Source organism: Mesorhizobium sp. WSM4815 (genome assembly GCF_055811575.1).
Genome location: NZ_JBVVQS010000101.1, coordinates 434,596 through 447,609, shown reverse-complemented (window position 1 = coordinate 447,609; position 13,014 = coordinate 434,596). Strand labels below are relative to the sequence as shown.

Genomic DNA, 13,014 nt, shown 5'->3' with positions numbered 1-13,014 from the left:
GTATCCTTTCAACGTCGAGATTGTTCGGATTGCTTCAGGCGCGGCCGAGTTTTTCAGAGCCGCCACCGCGAGCCGGTCCGGCCGTCGGGTCCTCGTCCTCGGCGAGATGGCCGATCAGCGTTTCGGTGGTCAGGATCAGCGTCGCCACCGAAGCTGCATTGGCGAGTGCTGTGTAGGTGACGCGGACCGGATCAATGATCCCTGCCTCGAACATGTTCTGGTAGCTGCCGACAGACGCGTTGTAGCCGTAGCCGCCGTTGATGCGCGTGACTTCCGCCACGACCGCCTCGGGATCGGCGCCGGCATTGACGGCTATGCGCCAGAGCGGCCGCGACAGCACTGATCGCACCAGGCGCACGCCTTCGGCGACATCGCCATCGACGTCTGCCGCCACCCTGTCGAGCAGCGGCGCGATCTGGGCAAGCGCCGAGCCACCTCCGGCGACCACGCCCTCTTCGGATGCGGCGCGCACCGCATTCAGCGAATCCTCGATGAGCTGAATGGTTCGCTTCTGCTCGACCGGCGTGACACCGCCGGCATAGAGAATCGCGGTGCCGCCGGAAAGCTTGGCCAGGCGTTCGCGCAACTTGTCCTGATCGATATTCGGCGGCGAAGCTTCAAACTGCCGCTGCACCTGAGCGCGACGCGACGCGATTGCCGCGTGGTCGCCGCCGCCGCGGATGATCGAGGTGTAGGACGAACTGGTCTTCACCCGGTCAGCCGTTCCGAGATCGTCGGCGCTGATGTCCTCCAGCCGACCGCCGAGGTCGCGCGCGATCACCTTGCCGCCGGTGATGATCGCCAGATCCTCCATCATCGCCTTGCGCCAATGGCCATATTCCGGCGGATGGACAACGAGGTATTTTCCAGGTCCTTGCTTACCGAGCAGCGTCACCACAACTTCCGGCGACATTTCCTCGGACACGATCAGCAGCGGCCGACCATCCTCGGCGGCAATGCGGCGAGCCGCATCCAGCGCCTCGGGCTGCTTGATCTTGAGATCGGTCATCAGGATGTACGGCCGTTCGAGAACAGCCTCCATCTTCTCCTGGTCAGTCACCATGTGATGAGAGAGATAGCCGCGGTCGAAGGACATGCCCTCGACCACATCGAGCGTGGTCTCGGTGGTGACGCTGAAGTCCGTGGTGATGACGCCTTCGGCCCCCACCCGCTGGTGGGCTTCCGCCACCAGTGCGCCAAGCTTGGCATTGGTCGCCGCAATGTTGGCGACCGAGGCGAGAATGCCGTCGCCCTTAGCCGGTTTGGCCGAAGCCTTGAGCGCCGCCACCACCGCTGTCACGGCAAGATCGATGCCCTTGCACAGATCGACGGATTTCACGCCGCGTTCATTCGCCTCCACACCGCCCTGGATGAGAGCGTTGGCGAGCACGATGGCAGTCGTGGTACCGTCGCCGGCGACCTCGTTGGTTTGCATCGACACTTCGCGAACGACCTGCGCGCCCATGTTTTCGAAACGGTCGTGCAATTCGATCTCGGAGGCGATGCTGACGCCGTCACGGGTCACCATCGGCGTGCCGATCGGCCGATCGATCATGGCGTTCATGCCTTTGGGGCCGAGCGTCGGCTCGACGGCAGCGGCCAGCCGAAAGACGCCACGGGCGAGAGCGCGGCGGGCGTCGGAGTTGTGAAGCATTATTTTGGGCATGATTCCTCCTTCCGCCTTACGGGCGGGTTGTTGGTTAGGGGCCTCGTGCGAGGGAGGCCGTTGTTTTCGGCTCTGCTTCAGGCGGTCGGCGTGGCTCGTGCCGGCACGCGATCCATGATGAAATCGACCAGTGTCGGTTCGCCGTCGACCACATCCAGCTCCTTGTATCTGGTCTGCTTGAGCCCACGGCAAAGCGCGCCGTTGAACTCCATATTGACGCGCACACCGCGCAGTTCAGCGAGATGGGCACCGAGTGCGGCAGTCTGTATGCGTTGCCCTTCCCAGGTCACGAAGACAGGATCATCCGCCCGGCGGTCGGGAAAACGCTCGATCAGAGCCGCCCGGTATCTCGGCTTCTGTTTGGCCGCTTCGCCCGCCTCGAGCCGCGCGACGTCGTATGCCGGCAGGTCCATGCCCAGGATTTCCCGATCCGTCAGACCGTGCTGCCGGAGGCCCCGCAAAACCGCCTCCTGGCGCCGCTTGAATGCCTTCATCCTGAAGATTTCGCGCAAGGCGCCGAGATCCTGATCCTCGGCAAGTTCAGCGAAAATATCGCCGAATGTCTTGCCGGTTGCCATGCCGCGATTGACCTCTTCCGCGAACATGTGGTCGTGCAGCTTGACGCGATAGGCCGGAGCCCATGAGAGCTGGTCGAGCGCCTTGCGGACGCCGTCCAGCATCAGGAACGCGAAGTTGGGCGAGCACCAGTAGGTCGGCAGGCGGAAATCTATCTCCACGCTGCCATCGCTCGTAACCTCGGCCCGCTCGACAAAGCCCATCTCGGTAATAGGTTCGTCGAGTTCCGGGTCATTGACCTCGGTTAGCCGCCGCCAGACTTCTGCCTGGCGGCTTGGTATTCTGGCGGCGCCCATCGTGACTACTCCGCTGCGATGCTGAAGGGGGAGCCCGCAAGTGCCTTCTTCTTGGCATCGATATCGATGTCGTAAAGACGCGCGGCGTTGAGGCCGAGGATCTTCTCCTTGATCTCGTCGGTGAGTTGCACTCCGCGTTCGGCAGCGATGTCGTCGGGGATCTGATAGGCCCAGAATTTCTCGACCAGCCAGCGCGGCGTCCAGATCGCGTAGTCGGAACCGAACAGGATCTTCTCCGGCCCGAGCCAGAAGAGCAGTTCGGCGATGACTTCGCCGAAATAGCGCGGACGGGAATGGATGAAGGGCAGCGCTACCGCAAGTCCACCGTAGACGTTGGTTTCCTGCGTCGCGATCCAGCAGAAATCGTCGAGGCGCGGCAGGCCGCAATGCTCGATGATCCAGTTGAGGCCCTGGAAATCCGTCGCCGCATGATCGACGTCATGCACGTCGAACGCATCCTTGCTGAGCGGCAGGATCGTCGGGCCCTTGTGGACGTGGATGTTCCTGATGCCGAGCTTGTCGCAGAGTTCGAAGCATTTGTAGGCATCGGGGTCGGTGAGCTTCCAGCCCTTGGAGGCGCCGTTCCATTCGGCCGTGTACATCTTCACGCCCTTGACGTCGTAGGTCTCCTTGAGGAAGTGGATGTACTCAAGCGCCTTTTCACCATTGCGCGGATCGAAGGCGCCGTTGACGATGAAACGCTCGGGATAGAGCTTGGCCACCTCGGCGTTGCGCTCGATCGTGTTGAAGCCGTTCTTGTAGAAGTCCTTGAGATAGGTCGACTGGACGATCGCCACATCGTCGGGACCATCGATGAACAGATCGCGATAGAGATCGTCGGCGCTGTACTTTTCGAACTTGCTCTTCTCCCACAGCTGCTCCTTGGGGCTGAGCCCGGCATGATAGGCGTAGAAGCAATCGATAAACTGCTTGCCGTGAATATTCTTCTGGTTTTCCGGGCTGCCGTCCCAGAAATGGGTGTGGCCGTCGACCACGAAAATATCCTTGCCTTCCGGTGTCCTAAACATTCTTTCCTCCGCAAGATGCGTGTTGATCGGTTCGGCGTGCCGCAATCAGCCGGCACGCCTGATTTTTTGCCGGCTATTCGATGTATTCGAACATCTCGTCCATGTTGCCGAATAGGATCACGGTGTTGTCGTCGATGCGCACCATCCGCCCGTAGTGGGTGGAGCTGTTGACCTCGAAGGTTTCCGCCGTCATCTCGCGGCCGAGATATTCGCTGATTTCATCCATCTTGAAGATCAGCTTGCCGCTGCCATCGATGCGGATCATCGCCGGTTGGTAGGTGACGATCACGTTCGGCTTCAGTCCCATGAATTCGGCGATGGCTCTGGCCTCGACCGAGTCGTTCATGGTGACGCCGCACTGATGCGAGATCGTCTGTTCGAAGGTGATATCCTTCATCGCCCTGAAAATATTGGATTGCGATGCGTCGCGTGCTGCAGTTGACATGACGGTTTTCTCCCTGTGTCAGCGCTTGAGGCCAAGTTCGCCGAGTATCTGACCAATCCGTTCCTCGGATTTGGCACGGACATCCGCAAAGGCGACCGGCTTTGAATGCGGCATCGACCAGATCGGCTGCAGGCCGGTGGCTGCCTTGTCGGCGAGCGCGCCGTGTTTCTCGACCCAGCCCTGGAAGAGCATCTTGTTCGCCGCGCCGTGCTTCTCGTCGTTGGCGAGCATGTGCATGAGGTCGATCGTGTTGGCGAGGTTGCGTTCGTAGTCGGCCTCGGCTGCCGAGATCACCGCGGGCGTTATGAAGTCGTGGTTGGCGGCGGCGATCTGCATCAGGAAGCCTGAGCGGAATGCTTCCCCGACCAGCGGCTCGAAGACGATGTTGATGGCGAAATACTGTTCGAGATAGTCGGTCGCGCCCATGATGGTTTCGACCGCCTGGCGAGTACCTTGCCAGTTGTTGTCCTCGAGCCAAGCTTTCTTGCCAAGTTCGTCGTCCCAGCCGGGAAGATCCATGCCGATCTCGGCAAGGTAGAGCGTGATGTCCTGCGCCAGCCGCAGCTTGTAGGACGAGTTGGTCAGCGTCGCGTTGTTGATCATCTGGGTGTAGCCGTAGCGCTGCGCCTGCATCAGCGAGGTGCCGAGCCCGAATTCGGCATGTTTCCAGGCGCCGAGCTGCGTCTGCAGGATCTTGACCCAGGCCTTGTCGAAGGTCTTCGGCGCGCCGGACTTGCGGGCGTTGTTGATGACGCTCTGCACCATCGTCTCGATCTTCGACTGGCGCTGGTAGTGCGTGCGTTCCCACTCCTGATCGGGGGCGCGGAAGGCATGCCAGTTCGAGCTCTGCGCGGCGGTGTTCTGCTTGACATAGGCGCCCTTGCCGTCGGCGAAGGAGATGATCCAGTCCTGGATCAGGTAACGCTCGGGGTCGGGCTGCACGTCGACCGTCATATCCTCGTAGTGGGTGGCACGCTGGCCCTTCGGGTTGAAATACCGGTACTTCCGGCTGTCGGAATCGGCAAAGATCGCCGCGCCGGCGGCTCCGGATCCGACTGAACTCGAGATAGCTGGCATAGTCTTCACTCCCTTGTTGCAGTTGTGGTTGCAGTTGCGTGGCCGTCCCCTCAGTGGGCCGGCGTGGCACCTGTCGATGTGGTGAACTTGTCGAAGAAGATCCGCTCAGTCTCGAACCCGTTCATGAATAGAACCGGCTGAAGCGCATCAATCATCGGTGGCGGGCCACAGGCATGGACATCGCCCTGCCCGTCGACCGCAAGTTGCTTGAGCTTGGCGTCGACACTCTGGTGTACGAAACCGCGTTCGCCTTCCCATTCGGCGTCCTCAGTCGCGTGCGACAGCACGGGAATGAAAGTGACATCCGAATGCTGGCCGATCAGCTCGGCGATCCTGTCGAGATAGAACAGGTCGTTGCGGGTCCTGGCACCGTAGAAGAAATAGACCGGACGTTTCTCGCCGCTCTTCAGATGGTCGTTGAGGATCGACCAGATCGGCGACATGCCCGAGCCGGCGCCGACCAGGACTAGGGGTCCTTGCCGTTCTTCCCGACGGAAACAGGTTCCGTAGGGTCCGACGACGGTGACTTCAGCTCCAACCTTGATTCCTCCGGAATCGAGTTCTCCAGAGAACTTTCCCTCAGGGTATTTTTTGATGATGAAGCAGAGTTTTTCGGTTTGGTCCGGCGTATTTGCCATGGAGAACGAGCGCGTAATCGTCTCCCCTTTTTCCGTGGTAACCGTGATGTCGACATATTGCCCCGCCCAGAACTTTATCGGCGAGCCGAGTTCGATCTCGATGCCGCGAATGTCGTGGGTCAGGTGCTCGATCAGAGCAATCCGGCCGTTGAACGTCTTCACGGCGATCGCTTTCGCCAAAATCTCCTCGTCGTAGTTGAGAAGCTCGACTTCCAGATCGGAGTAGGCGATGCAGCGGCACAAAAGGACGTGGCCGCTCTCCTTCTCCATGTCGTTCAGCGCGAAAGTCGAGTATTTCAGCATGTCGACTTCGCCTTCGAGCAACACGCTCTTGCAGGCCGAGCATTGCCCTTCCTTGCAGCCGTGCGGCAGGGCGATGCCCTGGCGGAAAGCGGCGTTGAGTACCGTTTCGCCATTTTCGACATCAAATTCGACGCCGACCGGGCTGAGCCTGACCGTGTGGGTTTCCGACATACGGACCTCCAGTGAAAGGAAGGGGCGGGACGAACCCGCCCCCTTTGGCCTGATCAGTTGCAGGGGGTGATCGTGAAGCCGGCTCGGTATTCCGCCAGGTGCTTCTCACGGTCCGCGGGTGACATGGCACGCAGCGCGTTGAGCGGCGACCCGAGCTTGTTGCCGCGCACGTCGTCCAGCGTCCACATCTCCTTGTCGGCGAAACGCATATGCGGCTGCGGGACCAGCGTCTTGCCGTCAGAGCGGACGAAGTTCAGGTCCTTGATGGCATCGGCCAGATCCCAGCCGTCATAGAGCGTCTCCCATTCGCGCTTGCCGCTGAAGCGGCCCATCGCGGGTGTCGGACGGCCCTGATATTCGTCGGCGAACGCCACGGTGGCAGTCCACTTGTCGAGTTCGTGGGCGAAGGTGTGCAACTGGCCGTCGATCTCGCCGACCACCATATCCTCGCGGATCAGGCAGGGAACAAGGCAGGACCAACAGCGATGCGGATAGACGTAGCCAACATCGCTGTTGAACAGCAGCACCTTCTCGCCCTTGTGGCTGAGCTTGGCGTACCATTTCCAGAAGTCGCCGAATTCGGCGTACCAGCCTGGATACTTGTGCTCGAACCACTCGAAGTCCTTGTCGGTCTGGGCTTCGATGCGCCAGAAGTTGACCGGCCAGCCGACCGCGAAGAACTGTCCGACCTTGTGGACATAGTTCTTCTTGGTGATGCGTTCCCAGGCCGCCTGGACGTCGTCGTGATGGACCTTGATGCCGTATTTCTCGAGCGGCAGCATGTAGGTGCGGTAGTAATCCTCATAGATCCAGCGGTGCCACATTTCCGCGTAAGACTCCTTGTTCTTGTCGCGGTTGGTGGTGCCGTATTCGATGAAGGTGCCGATGGCCGCATCGACGATCGCGTGGTTCTGCCAGAAGGCATAGCGCAGGTCGCGCTCGAGCAAGAGGTGATTTTCCGGCTCCTTGAGCGCCGCCATCAGCAGTGAGTGGCCATTACCGATATGCCGGCTCTCGTCGGACTGCACCGACAGGAAGACGGTCGGCAGCGCATAGTCGCCGTTGCGGGCGGCTTCCGAAGGCATGGCGACAAAGAGCGTGTTGGTAAAGGCGGTTTCGGCCACCACGGTCAGGTACATGCAGGCGGCAGTCATGGTGTCGCCGGTGATGAAGCCTTCCGCGAACTGCCGGCCGATGGTCGTGGCGTAGCATTTTCCGAAAGCTTCCTCGGTGATGTCGAAGCCAGCCGGATCGATGTAGTTCTCCATGTACCATTTCTTCAGGTTCATCTGGATCGTCGAATGCCGGAACTCGTCGATCATCTGCATCGTGAATCCGGTCCTGAGTTCCTCGCCAGGAGCGATACGGGCGACCATCGCCATCGAGCGGGCAGCCGAGATTTCCGGGAAGGGAATGATCGCCAGAAAGAGTTTCATCCACTCGACCCAGCGCGGTTCCACATTGCGGAACATGTCGCCGCGCAGCGCCGCATCCAGCGCGCCGTAGACCCGGTTGTCCTTCTCTTCCTGCATCGGAAAGTACGACCGCAAAACCTGCTTCATCGGGTCGCGCGGCGTCTTGTTGATCTTGTAGTCCGTCGGAAACGTCATCGCTTCCTGGACGTAGGAAGGATTCCAGCCGAGATCGGCAATCTTCTTGGTTGCCTCGCCGACGGAAATTCCGCGTTGCGAGGTAATCTTGTTGAGCGTCAGAGACGTCATGGTCATAAGCCTCCACCAGGTTTGAGCCGCAGGTCCCTTGACCCCGGCATGAAGCGGCGCACAGCGCCGCAAGTGAGAGTGCGAACGGCACGACAAAGGGTTGCGCATTCAGGCGCGACTCATGGTCCGGCCATTCAAGTGGATCGCGGCAAAGGTGTTAGAGTCTGACAGGGACCGCGGCGCCAACCGCATATGCGATGGGCCTATCGAAGCGGACGTGCTTCCTCCGTTCCTTCGTTCTTTTGGCACCGCGTCAAAAGCGCGATGGGCTTCTTGTGGAAATGTATAAAGCAAGCGCCGTGCCAATTTGAAAATGGCGCCCGTGCCTGACGCTAAAAACAAATCGCCGCCCTTTCGGCGCATGAAGATGACGGCAACTGTAACGTTCCTTTACAGTTGTAACGTACGCATGTAACATTTAATATCTATTCGCAATTGCGATATATCAAGTTAGCATTCGCAGCAAATTTGAAAAACACACATCATCTATTTTATTCTTCTCCTTTCTCTACTATTTGAGGGCGATGGCTCACGGACGGGCCTCGCACTGGAGAAAAGCCGTGGCGAACGACAAAGACAGCCGGAGGCAGCCCGAGCCAATGTCCAGCCAGGTTGATGGCGTCACCGGCGATCTTGTCCGGCTGATGCCCCGCGATCTGGTCTTTGTCATGCGCTTCATGGGCGAGAGCCAACATCGCCTCCAGAGCCACTTCCAAGACTTCATCCGGGCCGAGCTTGCCGCCGGCGGCGTCACCACGGAAACGCATCCGATGATCCATCTGTTCATCGAGAACCATGCGATCCTGTTGCGCGACTTCGTGTTTTCCGGCGTTTCGCTGTCGCGGCAGTTCCGCGTCGAGGAGATCGAGCGCCTTACCGGCGATACGACATCGATGATTCGCGTCGACATCTGGGATCAGCTCAAGAGCCACATCGAAACGGCCGAAAAACAGTTCCAGTCGCAGGCCGGCACATTGCCCAAATTGCTGTCGGCTTTCGAAAAACCACCCGGACCGACGGCTGGGACCGAAAAATGATGGAGGATCCAATGGGGCAAACGACCAGGCGTGACATGTTGCTCGCCCGCCGGCTCGATCTTGTCGCCAACGTCTCCGCGCTGACTGCCGAGGCGCTGCGGCTCAATCAGATACGCGCCGGTATCGAGATGGATGTGCTGCGCCTGGAACTCGAAATCGGCAGGAGCGGCGCCAGCGCGCAACTGGTGCAGGATTTGCATGAGGCGGAGGAGAGAGCCGCGGCGGTCATGCAGGAAGGCGCGACGTGCGAGCAACGCATCGCCGCCGCGGAAGCCGACGTCGAGGACGTCGACCGCAGCCTCGCGGCGAAGGTGGGTAATTGACGAAGGGAATGGTCATGAACCAGCACGCGATACAGAACCTGACCTTGTTCGACCTGCTGGCGCGAAGCTGGCGTCGCCCGTCGGCGATCGCCGACCTGCGCTTCAGCGCCGATGGCTCGGCTGTCGCATACACCAGCGTCGACGGAACGGTCGCCATAGCCGCAGTCGCGGACCAGGAGCCACCGGAATCGCGGATCAGGGTGAGCGGCGATCTCGGCCAGACGACGATCCGCCCGCGGGAGAAGCCACCGGCACCATTGATCGCCACCGCTGCGTTGGGGGATGGAGACGTCCCGCTCGCCAGCTACCTTTCCTTCGGCTTCCTCGTTGGAACGGCGGCTGGCGAAGCGGTGCATCTGGCCGCGGACGGCAATGTGATGGAGACGCTGGTCAAGATCGACGGGCCGGTCGTCGCCGTCGACCACAACCCCCGGACGGCCATCACAGCCGTCAGCAACGGCCAGGATGTCTTCCTGGCACGCGGCCAAGGCGATGCGGTACGACTGCGACACGATGCGACACCGTCCACGGGTGCGCTTGCCTTTTCGCCAGGCGGAAGGCGCCTCGCCCATGGCCTAGGCGACGGATTGTCGATCTGGGCGGTCGACGGCGACGCTACCCCGATACGCGAGGTGTCTTTTTCGGCGCGCCCGGTGTCGATCCGCTGGTGTGGCGATGGCACATGGCTGGCCTGTGGGCTCGAAACAGGCGGCTTTGCCTTGGTCAGCATGACCGATGATCGCTACGGCATCGTCGCGGGATTTCCATCGCCGGTCAGGACACTGTGCTGGAGCCGGCCGGAGCATGCGCTGTTTGCGTCGGGCGCCTTCCGGATCGCCGGCTGGTCGATAACCGCTCCGCCACTTGACGGCGACACCTCGGGCGCGCTGGAGACTGGCCGAGCCGGGCTGGTTCCGGTCGAGACAGTGGCTGCGCACCCGGAGAAAAAACTGATTGCGGCCGGCTATGCCAACGGCCGGATCACCATCGCCCAGATCGGCGCGCGAGACGAACTCCTCGTCAGGCCGCTGGGCAGCGCGGTGACCGCGCTTGCCTGGTCCGGCGACGGACGCCACCTGGCGGTGGGCGCAGCCGACGGCACCGCCGCGATCGTCACCTTTCCCGCACAGATGTTCAAATAGCAAAGGCAGGCCGCATGCAAAAGGAGCACAAAATGCAAACCGAACCCACCCCCGAGGACGAGAGCAAGGACGAATTTTTCGAACGGCTCGCCAAGCTGTCGGAAGAAATGGTGGCCAAACACGGCAAGGATTTCAGTATGGGCGCATTGGTGCTTGCCGCCCGCTGGATTGCCGAAAACCGCGTCGGCCAGTTGAAGACCAACTAAACTCACGACCAATCAATGCGCTCGAAAAGCCAAAGCTCCGAAGGAGCTTCAGGCGGATTCGCCGTACAGGTTTTGCGCTGCGCTGGCTGTGTATGCCATTCCTTCAGATTGCGACTTACCCTGTTCGAGGGCTCACCCAGGCGCGACTCAATCCAGCGCTCGCAGATGCCGCACGGGCGCCGGCCTGCGCTAAGAGCGCACCACCAGAGGCACCAGACCTTCATGGCGATGGTCGAGATAGCACACAACGCGGTCGCCAATGCGCTCGAAGATGAGATCGACTTTCGCCTCGCCGATGGCCAGGTGGCGGATAACGATGTTGTCGATGCCGATCGGCAGCCGCGGGCGTTCGACGGTGATTTCGCGTTTCCAGCCGTCAACCCGAATGCCCAGGCAAGCCTGCAGCATCATGAAAGCGGCGCCAGCCGACCACGCCTGCGGCAGACAGGCGACCGGGTAGGCCACCGGTGAATCGCTGGCGGCACGCGTAAAGCCGCAGAACAGCTCTGGCAGCCGCATATTGAAACGGACCGCCGCCTCGAACATACCGCTCATCAGCTTCACGACGCTGTCGCGCTCGTGATAGCGGGCGAGACCGGAGGCGCAGAGCGCGGTGTCGTGCGGCCAGATCGAGCCATTATGATATGACATCGGGTTGAATGGGATCTCGTCGTCGGCGAGTGTGCGAACGCCCCAACCGCTATGGAGATGACCAGAGAGCAGCTGGGTGGCGACTGACTGAGCCCGTTCCGCCGACGGCAGCCCGACGTAAAGCAGGTGACCGGCATTGGACGTGCGAACCGCGCATTGCTTGCCTTCTCCGTCGATTGCCAAAGCATAGAAATCGCGGTCCGGCATCCAGAAATGCGTCTCCACCGCCTGACGAATCCTCTCTGCCAGGGCGCTCCAGTGCGCCGCCTTTGCGTCGTCGCCGCGCCTGGCGGCCAGCGCCGCCATTCCCTGATATGCGGCGAAGGCATAACCTTGCACCTCGACCAATGCGATCGGTCCTTTGGGGATCGTGCCGTCGGCATGGAAGATGGCATCGGAACTGTCCTTCCAGCCTTGGTTGAACAGACCCGTGTCGGCCGCCCTGTTGTAGGTTACAAAGCCTTCCCCGTTGCGGGCTCCGACCTCTTCCATCCACGCAGTGGCAGCGCCCAGGGAGTTCCACATGCGATCCACGAACGCCTCGTCTCCGGTGCGATCGGCGTAGGACGAAGCCAGATAGACATAGAGTGGCGTGGTGTCGACGCCGCCATAGTAGCGGCCGAACGGCAGCTCGCGCAGCACGGCCATTTCCCCCTTGCGGGTTTCATGCATGATTTTGCCAGGCTCGGCATCGTCGAATACAGAGGTCTCGGTCGATTGATAGTGGGCAAGGAAGGCCAGGACCCCACGAGCAAGGTCCGGATTGAGCCAAAGCATCTGCAAGGCGGAAATGACGCCGTCGCGGCCGAAAGCCGTCGAAAACCAAGGGATGCCGGCATACGGGTATGGCCCGGTCTCCAGATCGGTCGTCAGCAGCGCGATGTCGGCGCGTGTGCGTGTCAGCCAGTCATTGAACACGCGCCCGGAGCTGAAGACGGTGGCGCCCTGCCGGCGCTTTGAGCGCATGGCGAAGCGGGCTCGCGCAGCGGCCGCGCGAAAGCGGTCGCTGGAGGGGGTTTCTTCGCTGTGGCCGACCTCCAGGTACAATGCTCTGCTGTCACGCCTTGCCACGACAATGAGGAAATCGGCGTGATCGGGGTGCACCTGATCGGGCTTGATCGAGAATGCGATGACCGATTGACGAGCCACATTGTCGAGGCCTTCATATCGGAACGTTACGCTCGCCTCGCCGACCAGTGCGTCATGCGCGCGACCGCGGCGGCTACGCGTAGTGCCGCGCACCTCGAACATGTCACGGAAATCGGCGTCGAAGTCGAGCCGGACCGGCAGAACCACCTCGCGCGCGGAGTAGTTGGTGAACTTGATGCGTTCGAACATGCGGTCCTGCCAGATGAACCGCGTCCGATCGACGTGGACGACGCCCGGCAATGCTTCGCTGCCATTCGGCCCGATAGTGGCTAGATTGGTAAGATTGGCGGTGAATAGGATGTTGTCCTGCGACAGCGAGGCGCCGAGCAGCGACGGCATCCGGCCGCCAATGAACAGACGGAAGCGCGACAATACACGCGTGTCGTCGCGGAAAAGCCCGTCGCCGGTGCCGCGTATGTCGCCGTAGCTGTCTGCGACGACGAAGCAATCCTCGTCTTTCAGCGCAAATTGCCGATGCGGCTCGCGCGGTGCCGTTTCGTCGATTGCCGGCAGCGCCACGGCTGGATCAATCTTGCGGTCTTCGAGTTGAGTGGTCATGGTCAACCTCCCGTTCAGAAGCGACCA

General features: G+C 61.1%; 12 protein-coding genes. 4 read left to right on the top strand and 8 right to left on the bottom strand.

Translation table 11 applies throughout. From position 1 onward, the window contains the following. Positions 1 to 34: 34 nt before the first annotated feature. From groEL to AC0L2B_RS27605, 7 genes are all read right to left on the bottom strand, one after another. The gene (gene groEL, locus AC0L2B_RS27635; RefSeq protein ID WP_473747588.1) at positions 35 to 1,666 is read right to left on the bottom strand and encodes a chaperonin GroEL; all 1,632 of its coding nucleotides are present in this window, start codon (positions 1,664 to 1,666) and stop codon (positions 35 to 37) included. Positions 1,667 to 1,743: 77 nt separating this feature from the next. Then, complete coding sequence (locus AC0L2B_RS27630; RefSeq protein WP_473747587.1) at positions 1,744 to 2,538, bottom strand: iron-sulfur cluster assembly protein; 795 nt, start codon at positions 2,536 to 2,538, stop codon at positions 1,744 to 1,746. Positions 2,539 to 2,543: 5 nt separating this feature from the next. Beyond that, entirely contained in the window at positions 2,544 to 3,566 is a 1,023-nt protein-coding gene (locus tag AC0L2B_RS27625; protein WP_473747586.1) for an amidohydrolase family protein, read from the bottom strand. 73 nt (positions 3,567 to 3,639) lie between these two features. Next, positions 3,640 to 4,011: an MmoB/DmpM family protein gene (locus AC0L2B_RS27620; RefSeq protein WP_379092424.1), complete on the bottom strand. Its 372-nt coding sequence runs from the start codon at positions 4,009 to 4,011 to the stop codon at positions 3,640 to 3,642. An 18-nt stretch (positions 4,012 to 4,029) separates the two neighbouring features. After that, complete coding sequence (locus AC0L2B_RS27615; RefSeq protein WP_473747585.1) at positions 4,030 to 5,088, bottom strand: aromatic/alkene monooxygenase hydroxylase subunit beta; 1,059 nt, start codon at positions 5,086 to 5,088, stop codon at positions 4,030 to 4,032. Between the two features lie 50 nt (positions 5,089 to 5,138). After that, on the bottom strand, positions 5,139 to 6,200 hold the full coding sequence (locus AC0L2B_RS27610; protein ID WP_473747584.1) for a 2Fe-2S iron-sulfur cluster-binding protein: 1,062 nt from the start codon (positions 6,198 to 6,200) through the stop codon (positions 5,139 to 5,141). 53 nt (positions 6,201 to 6,253) lie between these two features. Then, entirely contained in the window at positions 6,254 to 7,927 is a 1,674-nt protein-coding gene (locus tag AC0L2B_RS27605) for an aromatic/alkene/methane monooxygenase hydroxylase/oxygenase subunit alpha (RefSeq protein WP_023799652.1), read from the bottom strand. A 554-nt stretch (positions 7,928 to 8,481) separates the two neighbouring features. Between AC0L2B_RS27605 and AC0L2B_RS27600 the strand changes: the two genes are divergently transcribed. From AC0L2B_RS27600 to AC0L2B_RS27585, 4 genes are read left to right on the top strand one after another with little or no spacing between them, the layout of a single operon-like run. Continuing rightward, on the top strand, positions 8,482 to 8,958 hold the full coding sequence (locus AC0L2B_RS27600) for a hypothetical protein (protein ID WP_473747583.1): 477 nt from the start codon (positions 8,482 to 8,484) through the stop codon (positions 8,956 to 8,958). A 35-nt stretch (positions 8,959 to 8,993) separates the two neighbouring features. Then, positions 8,994 to 9,281: a hypothetical protein gene (locus AC0L2B_RS27595; RefSeq protein ID WP_473747582.1), complete on the top strand. Its 288-nt coding sequence runs from the start codon at positions 8,994 to 8,996 to the stop codon at positions 9,279 to 9,281. 14 nt (positions 9,282 to 9,295) lie between these two features. Continuing rightward, positions 9,296 to 10,423 (top strand): WD40 repeat domain-containing protein, encoded by a 1,128-nt coding sequence (locus tag AC0L2B_RS27590; protein ID WP_473747581.1) that lies wholly within the window; start codon positions 9,296 to 9,298, stop codon positions 10,421 to 10,423. 32 nt (positions 10,424 to 10,455) lie between these two features. Continuing rightward, positions 10,456 to 10,629, top strand: a complete 174-nt coding sequence (locus AC0L2B_RS27585) for a hypothetical protein (protein WP_167366274.1) — start codon at positions 10,456 to 10,458, stop codon at positions 10,627 to 10,629. Positions 10,630 to 10,818: 189 nt separating this feature from the next. On the opposite strand, the gene AC0L2B_RS27580 is transcribed toward AC0L2B_RS27585, so the two are convergent. After that, a complete protein-coding gene (locus AC0L2B_RS27580) occupies positions 10,819 to 12,987 on the bottom strand; it encodes an amylo-alpha-1,6-glucosidase (RefSeq protein ID WP_473747580.1) in 2,169 nt (722 codons plus the stop codon). Between the last annotated feature and the right edge of the window lie 27 nt (positions 12,988 to 13,014).

Coding starts and splice junctions, on each gene's coding strand:
- AC0L2B_RS27605 (WP_023799652.1), bottom strand. CDS start 7,927: ATGACCATGACGTCTCTGACGCTCAACAAGATTACCTCGCAACGCGGA.
- groEL (WP_473747588.1), bottom strand. CDS start 1,666: ATGCCCAAAATAATGCTTCACAACTCCGACGCCCGCCGCGCTCTCGCC.
- AC0L2B_RS27580 (WP_473747580.1), bottom strand. CDS start 12,987: ATGACCACTCAACTCGAAGACCGCAAGATTGATCCAGCCGTGGCGCTG.
- AC0L2B_RS27590 (WP_473747581.1), top strand. CDS start 9,296: ATGAACCAGCACGCGATACAGAACCTGACCTTGTTCGACCTGCTGGCG.
- AC0L2B_RS27615 (WP_473747585.1), bottom strand. CDS start 5,088: ATGCCAGCTATCTCGAGTTCAGTCGGATCCGGAGCCGCCGGCGCGGCG.
- AC0L2B_RS27630 (WP_473747587.1), bottom strand. CDS start 2,538: ATGGGCGCCGCCAGAATACCAAGCCGCCAGGCAGAAGTCTGGCGGCGG.
- AC0L2B_RS27595 (WP_473747582.1), top strand. CDS start 8,994: ATGTTGCTCGCCCGCCGGCTCGATCTTGTCGCCAACGTCTCCGCGCTG.
- AC0L2B_RS27620 (WP_379092424.1), bottom strand. CDS start 4,011: ATGTCAACTGCAGCACGCGACGCATCGCAATCCAATATTTTCAGGGCG.
- AC0L2B_RS27610 (WP_473747584.1), bottom strand. CDS start 6,200: ATGTCGGAAACCCACACGGTCAGGCTCAGCCCGGTCGGCGTCGAATTT.
- AC0L2B_RS27625 (WP_473747586.1), bottom strand. CDS start 3,566: ATGTTTAGGACACCGGAAGGCAAGGATATTTTCGTGGTCGACGGCCAC.
- AC0L2B_RS27585 (WP_167366274.1), top strand. CDS start 10,456: ATGCAAACCGAACCCACCCCCGAGGACGAGAGCAAGGACGAATTTTTC.